This window comes from Streptomyces sp. NPDC050535, assembly GCF_044457665.1.
Lineage (GTDB): Bacteria > Actinomycetota > Actinomycetes > Streptomycetales > Streptomycetaceae > Streptomyces.
In genome coordinates this window covers 53,485-74,340 of the sequence record NZ_JBITHE010000030.1, presented here as the reverse complement: position 1 = coordinate 74,340, position 20,856 = coordinate 53,485, and the positions used below count along the sequence as shown (strand labels likewise).

Annotated in this window: 20 protein-coding genes; 13 read left to right on the top strand and 7 right to left on the bottom strand. The window is 71.3% G+C overall.

Features of this window, described 5'->3' with window-relative positions; genetic code table 11:
• Nucleotides 1-221: 221 nt before the first annotated feature.
• The gene (locus ACIBLC_RS37945) at nucleotides 222-1,019 is read left to right on the top strand and encodes a potassium channel family protein (RefSeq protein ID WP_399216020.1); all 798 of its coding nucleotides are present in this window, start codon (nucleotides 222-224) and stop codon (nucleotides 1,017-1,019) included.
• A 79-nt stretch (nucleotides 1,020-1,098) separates the two neighbouring features.
• Here the strand turns inward: ACIBLC_RS37945 and ACIBLC_RS37940 are convergent, their stop codons facing one another.
• Together ACIBLC_RS37940 and ACIBLC_RS37935 are read right to left on the bottom strand one after the other, a co-directional pair.
• Nucleotides 1,099-1,407: a small hydrophobic protein gene (locus tag ACIBLC_RS37940; protein ID WP_399216019.1), complete on the bottom strand. Its 309-nt coding sequence runs from the start codon at nucleotides 1,405-1,407 to the stop codon at nucleotides 1,099-1,101.
• Between the two features lie 253 nt (nucleotides 1,408-1,660).
• On the bottom strand, nucleotides 1,661-3,283 hold the full coding sequence (locus ACIBLC_RS37935) for an MFS transporter (protein ID WP_399216018.1): 1,623 nt from the start codon (nucleotides 3,281-3,283) through the stop codon (nucleotides 1,661-1,663).
• A gap of 144 nt (nucleotides 3,284-3,427) precedes the next feature.
• Here ACIBLC_RS37935 and ACIBLC_RS37930 point away from each other — a divergent pair, with 144 nt between their 5' ends.
• The 3 genes from ACIBLC_RS37930 to ACIBLC_RS37920 all read left to right on the top strand — a co-directional run bounded on the left by ACIBLC_RS37930 (nucleotide 3,428) and on the right by ACIBLC_RS37920 (nucleotide 6,454).
• Complete coding sequence (locus tag ACIBLC_RS37930; protein ID WP_399216017.1) at nucleotides 3,428-4,087, top strand: TetR family transcriptional regulator; 660 nt, start codon at nucleotides 3,428-3,430, stop codon at nucleotides 4,085-4,087.
• A gap of 215 nt (nucleotides 4,088-4,302) precedes the next feature.
• Nucleotides 4,303-5,511: an alpha/beta hydrolase gene (locus ACIBLC_RS37925; RefSeq protein WP_399216015.1), complete on the top strand. Its 1,209-nt coding sequence runs from the start codon at nucleotides 4,303-4,305 to the stop codon at nucleotides 5,509-5,511.
• 67 nt (nucleotides 5,512-5,578) lie between these two features.
• Nucleotides 5,579-6,454, top strand: coding sequence for a DUF4429 domain-containing protein (locus ACIBLC_RS37920; RefSeq protein WP_399216014.1), 876 nt, complete (start codon nucleotides 5,579-5,581; stop codon nucleotides 6,452-6,454).
• 216 nt (nucleotides 6,455-6,670) lie between these two features.
• Here the strand turns inward: ACIBLC_RS37920 and ACIBLC_RS37915 are convergent, their stop codons facing one another.
• Nucleotides 6,671-7,687 (bottom strand): aldo/keto reductase, encoded by a 1,017-nt coding sequence (locus ACIBLC_RS37915; RefSeq protein WP_399216013.1) that lies wholly within the window; start codon nucleotides 7,685-7,687, stop codon nucleotides 6,671-6,673.
• Entirely contained in the window at nucleotides 7,687-8,169 is a 483-nt protein-coding gene (locus ACIBLC_RS37910) for a MerR family transcriptional regulator (RefSeq protein WP_387188321.1), read from the bottom strand. Before ACIBLC_RS37910 ends, ACIBLC_RS37915 begins: the two co-directional genes overlap by 1 nt.
• Nucleotides 8,170-8,264: 95 nt before the next feature.
• Here ACIBLC_RS37910 and ACIBLC_RS37905 point away from each other — a divergent pair, with 95 nt between their 5' ends.
• Both ACIBLC_RS37905 and ACIBLC_RS37900 read left to right on the top strand, forming a co-directional pair.
• Nucleotides 8,265-8,741: a GNAT family N-acetyltransferase gene (locus tag ACIBLC_RS37905; RefSeq protein WP_399216012.1), complete on the top strand. Its 477-nt coding sequence runs from the start codon at nucleotides 8,265-8,267 to the stop codon at nucleotides 8,739-8,741.
• Between the two features lie 26 nt (nucleotides 8,742-8,767).
• Entirely contained in the window at nucleotides 8,768-9,586 is an 819-nt protein-coding gene (locus tag ACIBLC_RS37900; RefSeq protein ID WP_399216011.1) for a serine hydrolase domain-containing protein, read from the top strand.
• 108 nt (nucleotides 9,587-9,694) lie between these two features.
• Here ACIBLC_RS37900 and ACIBLC_RS37895 read toward each other — a convergent pair whose 3' ends face one another.
• Nucleotides 9,695-10,357: a pirin family protein gene (locus ACIBLC_RS37895; RefSeq protein WP_399216025.1), complete on the bottom strand. Its 663-nt coding sequence runs from the start codon at nucleotides 10,355-10,357 to the stop codon at nucleotides 9,695-9,697.
• Between the two features lie 84 nt (nucleotides 10,358-10,441).
• Between ACIBLC_RS37895 and ACIBLC_RS37890 the strand changes: the two genes are divergently transcribed.
• From ACIBLC_RS37890 to ACIBLC_RS37870, 5 genes are all read left to right on the top strand, one after another.
• Nucleotides 10,442-11,647 (top strand): PucR family transcriptional regulator, encoded by a 1,206-nt coding sequence (locus ACIBLC_RS37890; RefSeq protein ID WP_399216010.1) that lies wholly within the window; start codon nucleotides 10,442-10,444, stop codon nucleotides 11,645-11,647.
• An 89-nt stretch (nucleotides 11,648-11,736) separates the two neighbouring features.
• The gene (locus ACIBLC_RS37885; RefSeq protein WP_399216024.1) at nucleotides 11,737-12,651 is read left to right on the top strand and encodes an ACP S-malonyltransferase; all 915 of its coding nucleotides are present in this window, start codon (nucleotides 11,737-11,739) and stop codon (nucleotides 12,649-12,651) included.
• Between the two features lie 16 nt (nucleotides 12,652-12,667).
• Nucleotides 12,668-13,735: a ketoacyl-ACP synthase III gene (locus ACIBLC_RS37880; RefSeq protein WP_399216009.1), complete on the top strand. Its 1,068-nt coding sequence runs from the start codon at nucleotides 12,668-12,670 to the stop codon at nucleotides 13,733-13,735.
• Nucleotides 13,736-13,805: 70 nt separating this feature from the next.
• Nucleotides 13,806-14,054, top strand: coding sequence for an acyl carrier protein (locus ACIBLC_RS37875; RefSeq protein WP_383687088.1), 249 nt, complete (start codon nucleotides 13,806-13,808; stop codon nucleotides 14,052-14,054).
• Between the two features lie 81 nt (nucleotides 14,055-14,135).
• The gene (locus ACIBLC_RS37870; RefSeq protein ID WP_399216008.1) at nucleotides 14,136-15,407 is read left to right on the top strand and encodes a beta-ketoacyl-[acyl-carrier-protein] synthase family protein; all 1,272 of its coding nucleotides are present in this window, start codon (nucleotides 14,136-14,138) and stop codon (nucleotides 15,405-15,407) included.
• A gap of 78 nt (nucleotides 15,408-15,485) precedes the next feature.
• Here the strand turns inward: ACIBLC_RS37870 and ACIBLC_RS37865 are convergent, their stop codons facing one another.
• Nucleotides 15,486-15,980, bottom strand: a complete 495-nt coding sequence (locus ACIBLC_RS37865; protein ID WP_383687086.1) for a DUF3145 domain-containing protein — start codon at nucleotides 15,978-15,980, stop codon at nucleotides 15,486-15,488.
• 220 nt (nucleotides 15,981-16,200) lie between these two features.
• Here ACIBLC_RS37865 and ACIBLC_RS37860 point away from each other — a divergent pair, with 220 nt between their 5' ends.
• Nucleotides 16,201-17,094, top strand: a complete 894-nt coding sequence (locus ACIBLC_RS37860; protein WP_399216007.1) for an SGNH/GDSL hydrolase family protein — start codon at nucleotides 16,201-16,203, stop codon at nucleotides 17,092-17,094.
• 42 nt (nucleotides 17,095-17,136) lie between these two features.
• Nucleotides 17,137-18,141, top strand: a complete 1,005-nt coding sequence (locus ACIBLC_RS37855; RefSeq protein WP_399216006.1) for an aldose epimerase family protein — start codon at nucleotides 17,137-17,139, stop codon at nucleotides 18,139-18,141.
• A gap of 76 nt (nucleotides 18,142-18,217) precedes the next feature.
• Here the strand turns inward: ACIBLC_RS37855 and ACIBLC_RS37850 are convergent, their stop codons facing one another.
• Entirely contained in the window at nucleotides 18,218-20,656 is a 2,439-nt protein-coding gene (locus tag ACIBLC_RS37850) for a glycoside hydrolase family 3 protein (RefSeq protein WP_399216005.1), read from the bottom strand.
• Nucleotides 20,657-20,856: the final 200 nt, after the last annotated feature.

Below are 20,856 nucleotides of genomic sequence, written 5' to 3'. Positions count from 1 at the left end.
CGGAGCGGCTGCCGGCAGACCCCGGACACGCCGCGGGGGGGGGGGGGGGGGGGGGCGCCCGCCCCCCCGGGGGGGGGGGGGGGGGCCGGGGCCGGGGGGGGGGGGGGGGGGGGGGGGGGGGGGGGGGGGGGGGGGGGGGTTTTGGGGTGGGGGGGGGGGGGGGGGGGGGGGGCCGGGGCCCCCCCCGCCCCTCCGGCTTTCCTCTTACCTACGATGCGGGCATGGAGGAGCAGTCGGCACAGGTCCGGTGGGAGCGGCGTACGCAGCGGCCGCTGCTGGGGTTCGCGCTGGCGTTCGCCGTCGCCTACGCCGTGCCGATCGTGCGGCCCGCGGCGGGCCATGACGTGACGCGGGCGTGCTCGGCGGTGGAGTGGGTGGTGTGGGGCGTCTTCGCGGCGGACTACGCGGCGCGGCTCGTACTGGCCGAACGGCGCCGGGAGTTCGTCCGTACGCACTGGCTGGACCTGATCGCGGTGGTGCTGCCGCTGGTCCAGCCGCTGCGGCTGCTGCGGCTGGTCGCCACCCTGCTGCTGGTCGGGCAACGGGCCCGGATCGCCTCGCAGATACGGCTCACGACCTATGTCGCGGGCGCGGTGGTGGGCCTGTTGATGTTCGGCTCGCTCGCTGTCCTCTCCGTGGAGCGGGAGTCGCCGCACGGGAACATCAGAACGCTGGGCGACGCGGTGTGGTGGTCGTTCACGACGATGACGACGGTGGGGTACGGGGACCACGCCCCGACCACCGGTCTCGGCCGCGTGCTCGCGGTCGGTCTGATGCTCTCCGGCATCGCGCTGCTGGGTGTCGTGACGGCCAACATCGCCGCCTGGTTCATCTCCCGCTTCGAGATGGACGACGTCGAGGAGCGGCGCCAGACGGCCGCGATCGTCGCCCTGACGGAGGAGGTACGCGCCCTGCGGGCGGAGGTGGCCGCGCTGTCGCGGGACCCGGCGCCCGGGGACGCGGCGCGCACAGCGGTGCCGCACCCGGTGACGGGTGCGGCTGAGGAACACTCGCTGTAGTCGACGGCCGTGTGTGTACCGCGAGCAGCTGCGGCCGTCTTCCTGGACCGCGATCAGGCGCGGCCTTGCTGGACCGCGATCAGAGCAGTCCGGTGCCCGGACCCGCCGTTCCGGCCAGCCACATGATGGCCAGGAGGGTGTCGATCGCGCCCAGGACGAGCGCGACGAGAGCCGGGACGGGACGGGCTCCGGCCCAACTGCGGCCCATCGCGAGCCAGCCGCAGACGATCGCCACCGGACCGAGGATGATCCCCAGTACGAAGAAGCCGGCGATCGCGCAGACAAGCCCCACGATCCCCAGAGTCGCGCGATCCGGCCCGGTCCGTGACCTCGTACGGCTACGTGACCGGGGGTACCTGCGCGTGCCCTGTCCAAAGCCCGCCATCATCCATCAACTCCTGAACTCCCGGAAGAACTTCGTCGGTTCGGGTCGATGTGCGGATACCCCCGTATCCCGGCTTGAGACCTGACGGCGCGCTGCCCCCCTCCGGCAGCGCGCCGCGGTTCCGGTCGTCCTCCAGGCCGTACGGAGGACTTGACCCACTGTGACCTGCGGCGCGTGCCGGATGCGAGGGATCTTTAGCGCTGTCACCCTGATAGGGGAAACAGGCCCTGAAACAGCCCTGGTTCCGTGGCAGGCGCTAGATGTGGCCCGCGCCGGCCCCCACCGCGTCCGCGTTGGCGCCCCGCTTGGTGAGCATCGCGACGAAGACCGCGACGACGGCGACGCCGGCCGCGACCAGGCAGGCCAGGCTCATGCCGGAGATGAAGGTGTCGTGGGCGACTTCGGTGATCTGCGCGGCGACGGTGGCGGGGGTGCCCGGGGCGACCGGTGCGGCGCCGACCTGGACCGCCTCGGAGGCCGCGTCCAGCTGCGCCGGGGTGAGCGGGGGCAGTTTGGCGTCGGCCCAGTTGCCCGCCAGGTCGCCGTCGACCTTGGAGGCCATCACGGCGCCCAGTACCGCCGTACCGAGGCTGCCGCCGATCTGCATCGCGGCCTGCTGGAGACCGCCGGCGACACCGGAGAGCTCCATCGGCGCGTTGCCCACGATGACCTCGGTGGCGCCGACCATGACCGGGGCGAGACCGAGGCCGAGACCGGCGAACCAGAGCGACATGACGGCGCTGCCGGTGCCCGTGTCCAGCGTCGACATGCCGTACATGGAGATCGCGGTGAGGGCCATGCCGCCGGCGAGCGGGACGCGCGGGCCGGTCTTGGTGATCAGGTAGCCGGCCAGCGGGGAGCCCACGATCATCATCCCGGTCAGCGGGAGGAGGTGCAGGCCCGCGTCGACCGGGCTCATACCGTGCACGTTCTGGAGGTAGAAGGTGACGAAGAACAGGCCGCCCAGGAAGGCGATGGCCATCAGGACCATCAGGACCACGCCCGCCGACAGCGGCACCGAGCGGAACAGCCCCAGCGGGATCAGCGGTTCCCTGACCCGCTGCTCCCAGAACGCGAAGAGCCCGAAGCCGAGCACCGAGGCACCCAGGAAGGTCCAGGTCAGGCCGTCGCCCCAGCCCCAGGCGGGGGCCTTGATGAGCGCCCAGACCAGGCAGAACATGGCCCCCGAGAGCAGGGCTATGCCGAGGATGTCGAAGGAACGGGGCGCGTTCTCCGCGCGGTGGTCGGTCAGGATCAGGATGCCGAGGACCAGCGCGAGGACGCCGACCGGCACGTTGATGAAGAACACCGACTGCCAGCTCACGTGCTGGACCAGCAGACCGCCGAGGATCGGGCCGCCCGCGGTGGACGCGCCGATGACCATGCCCCAGATGCCGATCGCCATGTTCAGCTTCTCGGCCGGGAAGGTGGCCCGCAGCAGACCGAGCGCGGCCGGCATGAGCAGCGCGCCGAACAGGCCCTGGAGGACGCGGAAGGTGACCACCAGGGCGATGCTGCTGGAGAACCCGATGGCCCCGGAGGCGGCGGCGAAGCCGATCACGCCGATGAGGAAGGTCTGCCGGTGACCGAACCGGTCGCCGAGCTTGCCCGCGGTGATCAGGGTGACCGCGAGCGCGAGGAAGTAGCCGTTGGTGATCCACTGGACGTCGGCGAAGCTCGCCCCGAGGTCCTTCTGGATGGCCGGGTTGGCGATGGCCACGATGGTGCCGTCGAGGGCGACCATCATGACGCCGACAGCGACGGTGAACAGGGTGAACCACGGATGGCCGCGCAGCCCCGTGGTCGGCGTCGGCCCGGAGACGGGTGCCGGGGCCTTGTCGGCCGGGCCCGTCGCGTCGACGGTGGTCTGACTAGTCATACGTCCGAGGCTAGTGACAGCCACTGACAGTTGACAAACCGATTCACAAGTCGGTAACTGTCACGTCACCCGCGGATACCCTGAACAGGGCATACGGTTCAGAAGGCACGGGGGTCCGGGGTCAGGGGCCAGAGGAGAGGGACCATGGACACGGCGGACCGGACCGGGCCGGCAGCACGGCCGGGGCTGCGCGAACTCAAGAAGCAGCGCACTCAGGACGCCCTGCTGCGGACGGCCCTCGAGCTGTTCATCACCCAGGGATACGAGCGGACGACCGTCGACGAGATCGCCGACGCGGTCGACGTCTCGCAGCGCACCTTCTTCCGGTACTTCGCGGGCAAGGAGGACGTCGCCCTCTTCACCCAGCGCGTCGCGGAGTCGCACTACCTCGCCGCCGTACGCCAACGCCCCCCGCACGAAGCCCCGTTGGAGGTCCTGCGGCGCTCCGTGCTGGAGAGCTGGGACACCATCGGCGAGGCGATCGAGGCCGTCATCCCGATCGAACTGCACATGCGCACCTTCCAGTTGATCGAGTCGACACCCTCCCTGCTCGCCGTCCATCTGCGCCGTTCCGCGGAGCTGGAGGAGGAGATCGCGCGGGTGATCGCCGAACGCGAGGGGCTCGACGTGGACGCCGACCCGCGCCCGCGCGTCGCGGTCGCCGTGTTCGGCGGGGTGATGCGCGTGACGGGCCGGCTGTGGGGCCGGGGCGAGGACGTCAGCGTCGAGGCGATCCGTGAACTGACCGCCCTGTATCTCGGCCACGTGGGCCCCGCGTTGGCGGAAACATGGCGTACGGAATAACGGCAGTCGTACGCGGAGGGGTCCGACCCGCGTACGCGACACCCCGCACCGCGCACGCAGAGTCACATGTCGCCCACAGAAACCCCGAGTTCACTCACTCAATGTGAGCATTTACCTCAAACTGAACCCGCTTTGCCCTGATTACCCCACCAGAAACGTGATCCGGGTCACTCGGTTAACGCGAGACACTCTTGTTCTCCTAGTGTGTCCTTTCAGTGACCTCCTTCGACGCATCCCCCCAACTGAACGTCTGGCGCGCACTCGCCGCGCTGGCCGTGGTCTTCGTGATGCTGGCCACCAGTGGCTGGACCGCGATCCACAGTCACCGGGGGTCCTCGGCCCTCACCTCCTCGCGCTCCGCGTGGGAGCGCGGCACCCTCGCCGGGCAGCCGCTCCCGGACACCGGCTCCGCGCCGGGCGTCCTGGCCCGCTTCTTCGCCTCGCTCGACGCCGGCCAGCGCGACCGGCTCGCGCACCGCTACCCGCTCGCGGTCGGCAACATGAACGGGGCGCCGGTCGAACTGCGCTACCGGGCGAACCGCCTCGCTCTGGAGAAACAGCGCAGGGTGGAGCGCAGACGCATGCACGACAGCCGGTTGTCCGAGCTCGGACAGCACGAGGCGGGACGCCGTATGCACCGCTACGAGGACCTGCTCGAAAAAGGCCGCGAGATCCTCGCCTTCGACCCGATGGGCCGGGGCCGGATCGCCGAGGTCTTCGGCGACCTCGACACCGCCGAGCGCGTCTCGGTCGTGGTGCCCGGCGTCGACACCGACCTGCTCACCTTCCAGCGCACGTCCAAGAAGTACTCGGCGCCCGTCGGCATGGCGCAGGCCCTCTACACGGCGGAGCACTCGGCGGCCCCCGCCAAGGACACCGCCGTGATCGCCTGGGCCGACTACACCGCACCCAGCGGCCTCGGCATCGACTCGGCCACCGCGATGCGCGCCGAGGACGGCGCGGTCCGGCTGAACGCGCTGGTGCGGGCACTGCCGAAGGGCTCGTCGGTCGTGCTGTACTGCCACAGCTACGGCTCGGTGCTGTGCGGGGTCGCCGCCCGGAAGCTGCCCTCGCGGGTCTCCGACATAGCGGTCTCGGGCAGCCCCGGCATGCGGGCCGACACGGTCACGGGACTGCGCACCACGGCGCAGGTCTGGGCGATGCGGGACTCCGACGACTGGATCCAGGACGTACCGCATCTGGAGGTCGGCGGCCTCGGGCACGGCGCCGACCCGGTGTCGGCGGCGTTCGGGGCACGGGTGCTGTCCGCGCGGAACGCCAGGGGCCACACCGGTTACTTCGAGCCGGGCACGGACAGCCTCCACAACTTCGCGGAAATCGGCATCGGCGCGTACGGCTCGGTGGACTGCGCGCACCCGGATGACGCGTGCCGGACGGGTTTGTCCGGCGGGTCGTCCGCCTGACGCGCGTAGAAACGAGAGGAACCGCGGTTCGCCCAGGGTGGCGACGCGAGCCTGTGTGCCGCATACGATGGCCCGCATGGGTGACGTACTGGCCGGATTTCATGCCGCCTGGGAGTTCGAGTCCGACTCCGTGCTCATCCGCTTCGAACGGGGAATCCGCACGCCGAAGCTGCTCCAGGCGCTCGGCGAACGACGTATCCCGCTCGACGCGATCGCGGCGGTGACACTGACACCCGGGAAGCGCGGCACGGTTGTGCTGCGCGCGGTCCCGAGACCTGGCGCCGATCCGCTCATCGAGGCGGCGGCGGGACAGCTCAAGGAGGGGTGCGACCCGTACCGGCTGGTGCTGCCGGCCGAGCGGGAGACGCTCGCCGAGTACTACGCGGACGAGCTGCGCGACCGGCTCACGACGGACGACGAACCCGCCGAGCGGTATCTCGTCGCGCCGCCCGAGACGCCGTTGCACTTCAAGGCGTACGACGGGAAGGCGACCTTCGACGGCCGGGCGGTGGCCTTCCGGTGGTTCTGGACGGGGGCCTCGTCGGCGAAGTGGAAGTCGGGCGACCAGACCTTTCCCGTCGCCCAGTTGAGCGGCGTCGAGTGGCGCTCGCCGGAGATCTTCGAGGGGCATCTGCGGCTGCTGCGGCGTGAGCCGGCGGATGCTCAGCCCGCACAGGCGGACCAGGATCCGGCCGCGGTCGTGTTCGGGCTCGGGTACGGGCCGGTGCACGAGTCGCTGCCGTTCGCCGCGGCTGTGCTGGCCGCGGTGCGGGGTTCTGGCGGGGCGCCTGTGCCGGTGGCTGCGCTTGCGGCCCACGCGGCTCGGCGTGATCCCGCCGACATCGCCGAGCGGATCCGGCACCTCGGGGAACTCCGCGACGCGGGCCTCGTCACGGACGAGGAGTTCTCCACGAAGAAGGCGGAGCTGTTGGCGGAGCTGTGACGGGGCGGGCGTGCACCGATGTTTTTCGCCCCCTCCGCCCCTTACCGTCCCGTCTCTCGGGGGCTCCGCCCCCGAACCCCCGCTCCTCAAACGCCGGAGGGGCTAAATCCTTTTCAGCCCGTCCGGCGATTGAGGACGAGCGCGAAGCGCGAAAGCGGGGGTCTGGGGGCGCAGCCCCCAGGTACGGGACGGGTAGGGGCGGAGGGGGCGAGGAAACTACTCTCGGCCTGCCGACGTGAACGTCATGTCGGCGTAGCGGTCGCCCGCGACCTGGGCGGCGATGGGCTCCAGCAGGGCCAGTTCCGCCGGGGTGAGGACGAGACGGGTCGCGGCGGTGTTCTCCTCGACGCGCTTCGCCTTGGTGGTACCGGGAATCGGCACCACGGCAAGCCCGTGGACATCCCCCCGCCGCTGGACCCAGGCCAGCGCGACCTGTCCGAGCGAGACCCCGTGGGCGTCGGCGACGGCCCGCACCGGCTCCAGCAACGCGGCGTTGACGGCCGCGTTCTCCCCGTTGAAGCGAGGCTGGTGGCGCCGGAAGTCGTCCGCCCCCAGATCGGTCGAGGCGTTCGCGAAGGACCCGGTGAGGAACCCGCGCCCGAGCGGCGAGTACGGCACGAGTGCCACCCCCAGCTCGGCCGCCACCGGAACCACACCCGCCTCGATGTCCCGGCTGAACAGCGACCACTCCGACTGCACGGCGGCGATCGGGTGCACGCCCTGCGCCGCCCGCAGCTCGCCGCCGGTGACCTCGCTCAGCCCGAGCTGCTTGACCTTGCCCTCGCGCACCAGCTCGGCCATGACGCCGACGGTCTCCTCGATGGGGATGTGCACGTCACGGCGGTGCATGTAGTAGAGGTCGATCACGTCGACGTCCAGCCGCCGCAGGCTGGCCTCGACGGCCTGCCGGACATAGGGCGCGTCGTTGCGGATGACCCGCTTCGTCGGCTCGTCCGGCGGGATCGACAGGGCGAACTTCGTCGCGACGACGATCTCGTCGCGGTGCGCCTTGAAGAACGGGGACAGGAACTCCTCGTTCGCCCCCTCTCCGTACGCGTCCGCCGTGTCGTAGAACGTGACGCCGAGCTCCAGCGCCCGCTCCAGGGCGGCCCGTGCCCCGTCGGCGTCCGCCGGGCCGTACGCGAAGCTCATGCCCATGCAGCCCAGGCCCTGTACCCCGACCTCGGGGCCGCCGGTACCGAGCCGCACCTTCGCGATCTTGCTGTCCGTCATCAGGACCTCTCCGACGCCAGGGCACGCCCGGCGTCCGCGTAGAAAGTGATCTTGCGGTCGAGCACCGCGAGGGTGTCCTGGAGTTCGGCGATCCGGGACCGCACGTCCCTGCGGGTCGCCTCCAGGAGTTCGTAGCGCTCGAGATAGGTGTCGTCGCCCTCGCGCACCAGCTCCGCGTAGCGCACCATGTCGGCGACCGGCATGCCGGTGAGCCGCAGCTTGCCGACGAGGCCCAGCCAGTCCAGGTCACGGTTGCTGTAGCGGCGCTGTCCGGTGTGCGAGCGGTCGATGTGCGGCATCAGCCCGATCCGCTCGTACCAGCGCAGGGTGTGCGCCGTCAGGCCGGTGTAGGCGACGACCTCGCTGATCGTGTAGCTGTCCTGCCCGTCGGGGCGCCGCAGCCGCTGCTCGGGGGGCGCGACACAGACATCGGGACTGGTACCGGTCTCGGCGGCCTCGGCCGTGGTCTCCATCACCGTCATGACCTCCACGCTAAAACCCTGGAGTGCACTCCAAGCAAGCGGAAACCATGAAAATCCCGTGACGTCCCCCGGTCGCGGTGTCTACGTTGCCGATCATGACTCTTGTACGCCGGGCCGTGCCCGAGGACGCCGAGGAAGTACTGCGCCTGCGTCAGGTGATGATCGACTCGGTCTTCGGGACCGACTCGTCCCGTGCCTGGCACGCCGAATCGCTCCCCACCGTACGCGGGAGGCTCGCCGACCCCGACGGGGACTTCGCGGCCTTCGTCGTCGACCATCCGGACCGGCCGGACGCGCTGGCGGCACTTGTCGCCGGGACGATCGACTACCGGATCGGGCGCGCGGGCAATCCGCGCGGCGCGATCGGATACGTCTTCAGCGTGGCCACCGATCCGGACGCGCGGCGCCGCGGGTATGCCCGCGCGAGCATGGAGGCACTCCTCGACTGGTTCCGTGGACGAGGCGTCACGGCCGCCGATCTCACCGCCTCCGCCGAGGCCGAGCCGCTGTACGCCTCGCTCGGTTTCGTGCGCAAGCCGGACCCGGACCCTCCGATGCGGCTCCAGCTCTGAGCAGGACAGGTCCTAAGCTCATGCCCATGTCCTTGCAGAGCCTGGCGTTGATCGAGAACTGGCCCGTCCCCACCGCCGCGGCGGCCGTCGTCCGCGCGGACGGCGCGGTGCTCGGCAGCCATGGACCCGGTGACCGGACCTTCGCGCTCGCCTCGGTGTCCAAGCCGCTCGCCGCGTACGCCGCTCTCGTCGCGTACGAGGAGGGGGCGATCGAGCTCGACGAACCCGCCGGGCCCGCCGGCTCGACCGTGCGTCATCTCCTCGCGCACACCTCCGGGCTCGCCTTCGACGAGCACCGGGTGACGTCCGCGCCCGGGGAGCGGCGGCTGTACTCCAACGCCGGGTTCGAGGTGCTCGGGGAGCACCTCGCCAAGGCGACGGACATTCCGTTCGCGGAGTATCTGCGGCAGGCGGTACTGGATCCGCTGGGGATGGTGTCGACCACGCTCGACGGGTCGCCCGCGAAGGACGGGGTGTCCACGGTGGACGACCTCGTGCGGTTCGCGGCGGAGGTGCAGGCGCCGCGGCTGCTCGATCCGCGGACGGTGGCCGAGGCGATGACCGTCCAGTACCCGGGGACGAAGGGTGTGCTGCCGGGGTACGGGCACCAGAACCCCAACGACTGGGGGCTCGGCTTCGAGATCCGCGACGCCAAGTCGCCGCACTGGACGGGGAGTTCGTCCTCTCCGCGGACCTTCGGTCACTTCGGGCAGTCGGGTACGTTCCTGTGGGTCGATCCCGTCGCGGGGGTGGCCTGTGTCGCTCTCACCGACCGGGCTTTCGGGCCCTGGGCCGTCGAGGCGTGGCCGCCGTTCACCGACGCGGTCCTCGCCGAGCTGGGCTGAGCCGAGGGTGCTTTTTCGCCCCCTCCGCCCCTGCCCGTCCCGCCCCTGGGGGCTGCGCCCCCAGACCCCCCTGTCGCGCTCCGCGCTCGTCCTCAAAGGCCGGACGGGCTAGAAGCCGAGCGGCGCCATCTCCCACACCAGCAGCTCCGCCGGTGAGCCCGCCAGCGCTTCCAGGTCCTTCGCGTCCGTGATGCGGGCCGTGTCGCCGGGGACCAGTTCCTCGTCCTCCAGGCGCACTTCGCCGCGTACGACATGGACGTACACGAACGCGGCGTCCGGAACCGCGGTCCGCTCGCCCGCCATAAGGCGGCGTACATGGAGCATGGCGCCCGCCTCCGGGACGGCGTACGGCGTGGAGTCCGCGATGCCGTGGACGATCTCGTAGGCGGGTTCGCCGCCGGGCTCCAGCGGGGCCAGCCACATCTGGACGAAGCTCAGCGGCTCCGTGCCGTCGTTGCGTTCCACATGGCGGACACCGCCCCCGGCGCTGAGGTGCTGCACGTCACCGGGGCGGACCACCGACTCGTGGCCGGCGGAGTCGCGGTGGGTCAGCTCGCCCTCGACCACCCACGTGACGATCTCGGTGTGGCTGTGCGGGTGCTCCTCGAAGCCGGCGCCGGGCGCGAGCCGCTCCTCGTTGCAGGCGATCACCGCGCCGAAGCGGAGGTTGTCCGGGTCGTAGTGCGGGCCGAAGGAGAAGCCGTGGAGCGAGGAGATCCCGGTCTCCGGGTCCCCTCCGCTGAAGCGCTCTTCGGCGCGGCGGACATCCATCACAGGCCCACCGTAGCCCCGCCCGGCGGGCTCGCCCGGGACCCGCCGCCGCACGCCTCCGTCCGGATAAGGCAGTCTTGTCCCGTGCCCGAACCCGAAACCAGCAACAGCGCTCGCCCTCCGCTCGACGCCCGCGCGCACGCAGCGACCCTCAAGCGACTGGAGAAGTCGTCCGGGAACCTCGCCGCGCAGGCCATCGCACGGATGGACGAGACGCTGCCCTGGTACCGGGCCATGCCCCCGGAGAACCGTTCCTGGATCGGTCTTGTCGCCCAGGCCGGTATCGCCGCCTTCACCGAGTGGTTCCGGCGTCCGGACGCTCCGCAGGCCATCTCCACCGATGTGTTCGGGACCGCGCCACGCGAGCTGACCAGGGCGATCACCCTGCGCCAGACCGTCGAGATGGTGCGGACCACGATCGAGGTGATGGAGAGCGCGATCGACGAGGTCGCGGCGCCGGGTGACGAGTCCGTGCTCCGGGAGGCACTCCTCGTCTACGCCCGCGAGATCGCCTTCGCGACCGCACAGGTGTACGCGCAGGCGGCGGAGGCGCGGGGCGCCTGGGACGCCCGCCTCGAATCGCTGGTCGTGAACGCCGTTCTGTCCGGCGAGGCCGACGAGGGCGCCGTCAGCCGGGCCTCGGCGCTCGGCTGGAACTCGCCCGAACATGTCTGCGTGGTGCTGGGCACGGCGCCCGACGGTGACAGCGAGCTGACGGTCGAGGCGATCCGGCGGGCCGCCCGGCACGCCAAGCTCCAGGTGCTGACCGGGGTGCTCGGGGACCGGCTGGTCGTCATCGCGGGCGGCAGCGACAATCCGCTCGCCGTCGCCAAGTCGCTGATCGGCCCGTATGCCGCCGGGCCCGTCGTCGCGGGGCCCATCGTGCCGGACCTGCTCGCCGCGACCCGCTCCGCGCAGGCCGCCGCCGCCGGTCTCAAGGCCTGTTTCGCCTGGCAGGACGCGCCTCGGCCGGTGCTCGCGGACGATCTGCTGCCGGAGCGCGCCATCGCCGGAGACCCTGCCGCCCGCGACCAGTTGGTGGAGGAGATCTACAGACCGCTCGAGGAGGCCGGCTCCGCGCTCCTGGAGACGCTCGCCGTCTATCTGGAGCAGGCGAGCAGTCTGGAGGGTGCGGCCCGGATGCTCTTCGTGCATCCCAACACCGTGCGCTACCGGCTCCGACGTGTGACTGACGTCACCGGTTGGTCGCCTTCCGATGTACGCTCCGCGTTCACGCTGCGCATCGCGCTGATTCTGGGACGTTTGGCCGACGGAGATCCACAGTCCTAGGCTTTTGTCGGAGTCCTACAATTCCCCTTCGTGTTCTTCGTCCCTGTCCCCACGGGCGGTCGTGGCCGTCCACAAGAGAGAGTGTGAGTGTGCTCGTACTCGTCGCTCCCGGCCAGGGTGCACAGACGCCCGGCTTCCTCACTCCTTGGCTCGACCTCCCCGGCGCGGCCGACCGCCTCGCCGGCTGGTCCGACGCCATCGGCCTTGACCTTGCCCACTACGGCACGCAGGCCGACGCGGACGCGATCCGCGACACGGCCGTGGCGCAGCCGCTGCTCGTCGCGGCCGGACTGCTGTCCGCCGCCGCGCTGGGCGAGGTGACCCCGGGCGCCGTCGCCGGCCACAGCGTCGGTGAGATCACCGCCGCCGCGTTCGCGGGAGTCCTGGAGGACACGGCGGCACTCCAGCTCGTACGCAGGCGGGGCCTGGCGATGGCCGAGGCCGCCGCCGTGACGCGGACCGGGATGTCCGCCCTGCTCGGCGGGGACCCCGCGACGACGGTCCCGCACCTGGAGAAGCTCGGTCTGACGGCCGCGAACGTGAACGGCGCGGGCCAGGTCGTGGCGGCCGGCACCCTGGAGCAGCTCGCCGAACTCGCGGAGAACAAGCCCGAGGGCGTACGCAAGGTCATCGCGCTGAAGGTCGCCGGCGCTTTCCACACGCACCACATGGCGTCCGCCGTCGACACGCTGGCCAAGGCCGCCGCGGAGCTGGCTCCCGCGGATCCGAGGTTCACCTACGTCTCGAACAGCGACGGCAGGACCGTCGCCGGCGGCGACGAGGTCGTCACGCGGCTGGTCGGCCAGGTCGCCAACCCGGTCCGCTGGGACCTGTGCATGGAGACGTTCAAGGAACTCGGCGTGACCGCGCTGCTCGAGGTGTGCCCCGGCGGTACTTTGACCGGTCTGGCCAAGCGCGCCCTGCCGGGTGTGCGGACGCTGGCGCTGAAGACCCCCGACGACCTCGACGCGGCTCGCGAGCTCATCGCCGAGCACAGTGCCTGACAAGGAGCCCGAGAGCATGTCGAAGATCAAGCCGAGCAAGGGCGCCCCGTACGCGCGGATCCTCGGCGTGGGCGGCTACCGTCCCGTCCGGGTCGTGCCCAACGAGGTGATCCTCGAGACGATCGACTCGTCCGACGAGTGGATCCGCTCGCGCTCCGGCATCGAGACCCGGCACTGGGCGAACGACGAGGAGACCGTCGCCGCGATGTCCATCGAGGCGTCCGGCAAGGCGATCGCCGACGCCGGGATCAGCGCCGTCCAGATCGGCGCCGTGGTCGTCTCCACCGTGTCGCACTTCAGCCAGACCCCGGCCATCGCCACCGAGATCGCCGACAGGCTCGGCACGGACAAGGCCGCGGCCTTCGACATCTCGGCCGGCTGCGCGGGCTTCGGCTACGGCCTGACCCTCGCCAAGGGCATGATCGTCGAGGGTTCGGCGGAGTACGTCCTCGTCATCGGCGTCGAGCGGCTGTCCGACCTGACCGACCTGGAGGACCGCGCGACGGCCTTCCTGTTCGGTGACGGCGCGGGCGCGGTCGTGGTGGGCCCCTCCGACGAGCCGCACATCGGCCCGACGGTGTGGGGCAGCGAGGGCGACAAGTCCAACACCATCAAGCAGACCGTCCCGTGGGACCGTTTCCTCCACCACTCGCGGCTTGGCTCGAGCGGGGGGACCGTCAACGGCGACGTGTCCGAGCTGCCGCTCGACTCCAAGGGCGAGGTCAAGTTCCCCGCCATCACGCAGGAGGGCCAGGCGGTGTTCCGCTGGGCCGTGTTCGAGATGGCGAAGGTCGCTCAGCAGGCGCTGGACGCGGCCGGGATCACCTCGTCCGACCTGGACGTCTTCATTCCGCACCAGGCCAACGAGCGGATCATCGACTCGATGGTGAAGACACTGAAACTGCCGGAGCACGTCACGGTCGCCCGCGACGTACGCACCACCGGCAACACGTCGGCAGCCTCGATTCCGCTCGCGATGGAGCGGCTTCTGGCGACCGGCGAGGCGAAGAGCGGCGACACCGCGCTCGTCATCGGCTTCGGGGCGGGTCTCGTGTACGCCGCCACGGTCGTTACCCTCCCCTAGGCACACCGTCCGGATCTCTCCGGCCGGAGTAACGCCACACCCTCTGGATACATACCGAAGGAGCGCCGACATGGCCGCCACTCAGGAAGAGATCGTCGAAGGTCTCGCCGAGATCGTGAACGAGATCGCCGGGATCCCCACCGAGGACGTCCAGCTGGACAAGTCCTTCACCGATGACCTGGACGTCGACTCGCTGTCCATGGTCGAGGTCGTCGTCGCCGCCGAAGAGCGCTTCGACGTGAAGATCCCGGACGACGACGTCAAGAACCTCAAGACCGTCGGCGACGCCACCGCCTACATCCTCAAGAACCAGGGCTGATCTCCCGGTCCCTGGACTGACTGCCCCGCCACCCGGCGGTGGCGCCGCTGAATCCTCGTATCCGTTGGAGAAAGAATTCCCGTGAGCCCGACCAATCGCACCGTGGTCGTCACCGGTATCGGCGCAACCACACCGCTGGGTGGCGACGCAGCCTCTACCTGGGAGGGCCTGGTCGCCGGACGTTCCGGTGTCCGCGCCCTCGATCAGGAGTGGGCCGCCGAGCAGGCGGTCCGTATCGCGGCGCAGATCGCCGTGGAGCCGGGCGAGGTCATTCCGCGCCCGCAGGCCCGCCGACTGGACCGCTCGGCGCAGTTCGCGCTGATCGCGGCCAAGGAGGCGTGGGCCGACGCCGGTTACACCGACAAGGCCGGGGTTGACGCGTCCGTCGACCCCGACCGGCTGGGCGCGGTCATCGCCTCCGGCATCGGCGGCGTCACGACTCTCCTCGACCAGTACGACGTGCTGAAGGAGAAGGGCGTACGCCGCGTCTCCCCGCACACCGTGCCGATGCTGATGCCGAACGGCCCGTCCGCCAACGTGGGGCTCGCCGTGGGCGCCCGCGCCGGTGTGCACACCCCGGTCTCCGCCTGCGCGTCGGGCGCCGAGGCCATCGGCTACGCGATCGAGATGATCCGTACCGGCCGCGCCGACGTCGTCGTCGCCGGTGGTACGGAGGCGGCCATCCACCCGCTGCCCATCGCCGCGTTCGGCAACATGATGGCGATGTCCAAGAACAACGACGACCCGCAGGGCGCCTCGCGTCCCTACGACGTCGGGCGCGACGGCTTCGTCCTCGGTGAGGGCGCCGGCGTCCTGGTCCTGGAGTCGGCCGAGCACGCCGCCGAGCGCGGTGCCCGCGTGTACGCGGAGGCGGTCGGCCAGGGCATCTCCTCCGACGCGCACGACATCGTGCAGCCGGAGCCCGAGGGCCGCGGCATCGCGCAGGCGCTGCAGAACCTGCTCGACAACACCGACCTGGACCCGGCCGAGATCGTGCACGTGAACGCGCACGCCACCTCGACGCCGGCCGGTGACGTCGCGGAGCTGAAGGCGCTGCGCAAGGTCTTCGGCGACGACACCGACCACATGGCGGTCTCCGGCACCAAGTCGATGACCGGTCACCTCCTCGGTGGCGCGGGCGGCGTGGAGTCGGTCGCCTCGGTGCTCGCCCTGTACCACCGGGTGGCGCCGCCGACCATCAACGTCGAGAACCTCGACCCCGAGGCGGCGGCCAACGCCGACATCGTGCGGGGAGAGGCGCGGAAGCTGCCCGTCGAGGGCCGGATCGCCGCGCTGAACGACTCGTTCGGGTTCGGCGGGCACAACGTGGTGCTGGCATTCCGTACGGTCTAGCTCCGGCCGTTCCTGATACATGTGTGAAGGGCCCCCACCGTTCGGTGGGGGCCCTTCACGCATGCGGTGGAGCTGGTGTCAGACGACCTGGTGGAGCCAGCGGACCGGGGCGCCCTCGCCCGCGTACCTGAAGGGCTCCAGCTCGTCGTCCCACGGTTTGCCGAGGAGCTTGGCGAGTTCGGCCTCGAGGTCGGTCTCGCCGCGCTGGGAGCGCAGCAGGGCGGCGCGCAGCCGGTCCTCGGGGATCAGGATGTCGCCGTGGATTCCGGTGACGGCGTGGTAGATGCCGAGGTCGGGGGTGCAGCTGTAGCGCTCGCCCTCGGCGGTGGGGCACGGCTCGGAGGTGACTTCGAAGCGAAGCATCTGCCAGCCGCGGAGTGCGGAGGCGAGCTTGGAGGCGGTGCCGACCTCGCCCTTCCAGGAGAACTCTGATCTCCAGGTGCCCGGCGAGGCGGGCTGCCGGATCCAGTCGAGGTTGACGCGTGTGCCGAGCACCCCCGCGACCGCCCACTCGACGTGCGGGCACAGCGCGCGGGGCGCGGAGTGCACGTAGAGAACTCCACGTGTCGTCACTGGGGCCTCCGGACAGAGCGAGACATCTTGTAACTTAGCGGGACGGCGGTGGCGGGGCGGCCACGTGGCGAGGCTACCGTGCGGCGGCGCAAGGAGTGTGACGTACCGTCGGTCCCAGCGCGCAGAAACATTGAGGTTTCACCCAAGGGGACGCGGTGTTGACCGACCGTGTTCGCCGGGGTATGGACCGACCCTGCACAACGAACGAGGGGACCTGGGGATGCGGAACCGTAGCCATCGTTCGCGGGCCGTCCTCGCCGTCGCGGTGGCGGCTCTGCTCGGTGTCGCCGGGTGCGACGCCACCGGTGGCAACTCCCCGGCGCCGAAGGACAGCACCAGGGGCCGGCCGTCCCCCACCCCGGCCTGGGACCGCAGCCCCGAGTCGGTGGCCGCGGTCGGCGACTCCATCACCCGCGGCTTCGACGCGTGCACGGTGCTGTCCGACTGCCCCGAGGCGTCCTGGGCGACCGGCAGCGACAAAGGCGTGAAGAGTCTCGCCGTACGGCTGCTGGGGAGGGCCGGGGCGGCCGAGCACAGCTGGAACTACGCGGTGACCGGGGCGCGGATGGCGGACCTGCCGGGGCAGATGGCGCAGGCCGTCACGCGCGGGCCCGAGCTGGTGGCGGTGATGGCGGGCGCCAACGACGCCTGCCGCTCGTCCGTCTCGGCGATGACCTCCGTCGCGGAGTTCCGGACCGACTTCAAGGACGCGCTGGGCACGCTGCGCGAGGCACTGCCCACGAGCCAGGTGTACGTGGCGAGCGTGCCGGACCTGAAGCGGCTCTGGTCCGAGGGCCGCACCAACCCGCTCGGCAAGCAGGTCTGGAAGCTGGGCATCTGCCCCTCGATGCTGGGTGACGCGGACTCCCTCGACGCGGCGGCGACGCTGCGGCGCGACACGGTGCAGGACCGGGTGGAGGCGTACAACAAGGTGCTCGAGGAGGTCTGCGCCACGGACAGGTACTGCCGCTTCGACGGCGGCGCGGTCTTCGACTACCGCTTCGGGACGGACGAGTTGAGCCACTGGGACTGGTTCCACCCGAGCAGGACCGGGCAGGCGTGGCTCGCGGAGACGGCCTATCGCGTGGTGACGGCGAGGAAACCGGCGGCGTAGGCCTTCGGTCGGGAGCCGCTCCGGTGGCCTAGGCTTTCGATCATGTACGACGAACTCTTCGGCACGCTTCCCGACGGCACCCCCGTTCACCGCTGGACGCTGGAGCGTGGCGGCCTGCGGGTGCGGGTCCTGACGTACGGCGGGATCGTGCAGGCGGCCGAGGTCCCGGACGGGGCGGGCCGGGCCGTCGACGTGGTGCTGGGCTTCCCGGACCTGGCGGGGTACCTCGCGCATCCGGAGCCGTACTTCGGGGCGCTGGTGGGGCGGTACGCGAACCGGATCGCGGGCGGCCGTTTCCCGCTCGACGGGCTCACCTACCACCTGGCGCAGAACAACGGCACCAACTCCCTGCACGGCGGCGAGCGCGGCTTCGACAAGCGTGTGTGGGACGCGCAGCCGGTCGAACACGGGGTCCGACTGTCCCGGGTCGGTCCGCACGGCGAGGAGGGCTTCCCGGGGCGCCTGGAGGTCTCGGCGACGTACACGCTGGACGTGGACAGGGCGGGCCCCGCGCTGCGGATCGCGTACGAGGCGGTCACGGACGCGCCGACGGTGGTGAACCTGACGAATCACACGTACTGGAATCTGAGCGGTTCGGGGAGCGCGGTCGGACACGAACTCCGGCTCGCCGCCTCGCGGTTGACGCCGGTGGACGGCGACCTCATCCCGACCGGGGAGTTCCTGGACGTGGACGGCACCCGCTTCGACTTCCGTGAGGCGCGGAAGACGGGCGCCGGGTACGACCACAACTTCGTGCTCGACAAGGGACTGACCGAGACGCCGGTGGAGGTCGCCGAGCTGTACGACCCGGCTTCCGGGCGCGTGCTGACCGTGGCGACCACCGAGCCCGGCCTCCAGCTCTACACCGCCGACCACCTCGACGGTTCGCTGCCCTTCGCGCCCGGCGACGGCATCGCGCTGGAGACCCAGCACTTCCCCGACTCCCCGAACCGCCCGGAGTTCCCGAGCACCGGGCTGCGGCCCGGCGGGGTGTACCGGTCGGAGACCGTCTGGCGGTTCACGGTGCGGGACCAGGACTCCGCGTAGCCGGTGCTCCGCCCGAGCCCCGGCCCGGATGTCAGGTTCCGGACCGGGGCTGCTCAGGGGGGCGGCTCGTCCTGGCTCAGACCGTAATGCTCGTCGCGACGCGGCGGTCCGCGATCGAGCGTCCTGCCTGGATCTCGTACGAACCCTTCACAAACGCCCACGAGTTCGCCGTCTCGTCCCAGACCTCGAAGGCGCGGCGCGGGAGTTCGACCACGGCCTCGGCGCTCTCGCCGGGCCCCGCCTCCAGGCTCGCGAACCCGGCGAGCCACCGGGCCGGGCGGTCGGTGTCCTGTTCGGTGGGCGCCAGATAGACCTGGACGACCTCGCGGCCGGCCCGCTCGCCGGAGTTCCGGACCCGGATCGTGGCGGTCGTGCCGTCGGCCTCGATCGACTCGTACGTCCAGTCGGTGTAGCCGAGGCCGTGCCCGAAGGCGTACGAGGGGACGGCGCCGGCTTTCTCCCAGGCGCGGTAGCCGATGAACACGTCCTCGGTGTAAGGGAGTTCGCCGTTCTCGGGGGCGACCTGGGTAACCGGGGCGGCGGCGAGGGAGCCCCAGGTCGTGGGCAGCCGGCCGCCGGGCTCGTGGGCGCCGGTGAGGACGTCGGCGAGGGCCGCGCCGCCCTCCTGGCCGGGGAACCAGTTCAGCAGGACGGCGGCGACCTCCTCGCGCCACGGAAGCTCCACCGGGGAGCCGGAGTTGACGATCACGACGGTGTTCGGGTTGGCGGCGGCCACGGCGTGGACCAGGTCGTCCTGGCGGCCCGGGAGCCGGAGGTTCTCGCGGTCGAAGCCCTCGGACTCGACGCGGTCGGTGGTGGCGACCACGACGACGGCGGTGTCGGCGGCGCGGGCCGACTCGACGGCCTCCGCGATCAGTTCGTCGGCGTCGCGCCGCGGCTCCTGGTGGGCGAGCGAGAAGCCGATCACCTTCACGGGGCCGCCCTCGGGGAGGGTGACGGTGTGGGTGAGGGAGACGCTCACCGGCCGGCCGGCGGTGAGTTCGGCGTGGGCGCGGGGCACCGGGGCTCCGAAGAACGTCTCGAAGGGGCTGTCCTTGTCGGTGCGCTGGACTTCGTCGAAGTACGTCGTGCCGTCGACGGTGAGGGTGAACGCGCCGAGGCCCTTGATGCCGAAGGTGTGCGTGCCGGTGTCGCGCGGGGTGAAGGTGCCGGTCAGTTCGACGGTGCGGAGGGCGTCGTGGGTGACGCCGTCCGGTAGGTCGTTGCCCGTCCACTGGATCTGGCCGTTGGGGGCGGAGCCACTGCCGATGACCTCGCCTGCCTCGTCGCGGCAGACGGCGCGCAGCTCGAACCCCTTGTCGGCGATGGCGAGTTCCTCGTTCGGGTCGGCTCCGACGGCGTACGTCAGGCTGCCCTCGGGGAGGGCGGCGGTGAGGCCGTCGAGAGGCGAGACGATCCGGGCGGGGAAGACGGTGGCGGAGCCGCCGCCGAGGACGCGGGCGTCGCGGGCGGCGGCGCCGCTGAGCGCGACCGTGCCCGGTTCGAGCGGTAGAGCCGCGTTCTCGTTGCGCACGAGAACGAAGGAGCGGTGGGCGATCTCACGGGCCAGGGCCTCGCCGTCGACGGTGGCGGGCGGCTCGGTCACGACCGGTTCGGCGCCGTCCAGGATGCCCACGCGGGCGGCGAGGCGCAGGACGTTGCGTACGGCGTCGTCGACCGTCGACTCCGCGACCTGGCCGTCCCGTACGGCCCGCGCGAGCGGTTCGCCGTACACGGTGCGCGGTCCTGGCATGGCGACGTCGAGGCCGCCCTCGATGGCGGCGGTCGTGGAGCGCGCGGCCGTCCAGTCGGAGACGTTGAAGCCGTCGAAGCCCCATTCGCCGCGCAGGATCCCGTTCACGAGGCGGCGGTGCTCGGACATGGTCGTGCCGTTGACCGAGTTGTAGGCGGTCATCACGCCCCAGGGGCGGGCGCTGTCGACGATGGCTTCGAAGGGGGCCAGGTAGAGCTCCCGCAGGGCGCGTTGGGAGACGAGGTTGTTCACCGTGAAGCGGTCGGTCTCGGCGTCGTTGGCGACGAAGTGCTTGACGGTGGTGGCGACGCCGCCGGACTGGACGCCCCGCACATAGCCGCCGCCGATCACGCCGGTCAGATACGGGTCCTCGCTGTACGCCTCGAAGTGCCGGCCGCCGAGCGGGGAACGGTGCAGGTTCACGGTGGGCGCGAGCAGCACGTGGACGTTCTTGCGGCGGGCCTCCTGGGCGAGCAGGACACCGGCGCGGTGGGCGAGGCCGGGGTCCCAGGTGGCGGCGAGCGCGGTCGGGGACGGCAGCGCGACGGAGGGATCGTCGGCGCTCCAGCGCACGCCGCGGACACCGATCGGGCCGTCGGACATGACCAGGGACCTCAGCCCGATCTCCGGGAGCGCGGGCAGCGACCACATGTCCTGCCCGGACAGCAGCCTCACCTTCGCGTCGAGGCCGAGCCTGCCGAGCGCCGCCTCGACGACCGCCTCGCGGGCCTGGTCCAGCGGGGTCTGCGCGGTCTCCGCCACGGGGGTACCTCCACATCGAAGTCCCTGGAGTCCTTGACAGGCTTTCGGCGTCTCAATCCTGCTTCGGGCGTCTGATTCCCGACTCGCGGAAGGTACGCGGAGAACGCCTGGCGAGACCTCGCGAAGCCCGGTGGTCACGGCAGTCACGCCCCATGGCGTACGCCCCGTCCGTCACGCGATACTGCCGCCGTCCGGCACAC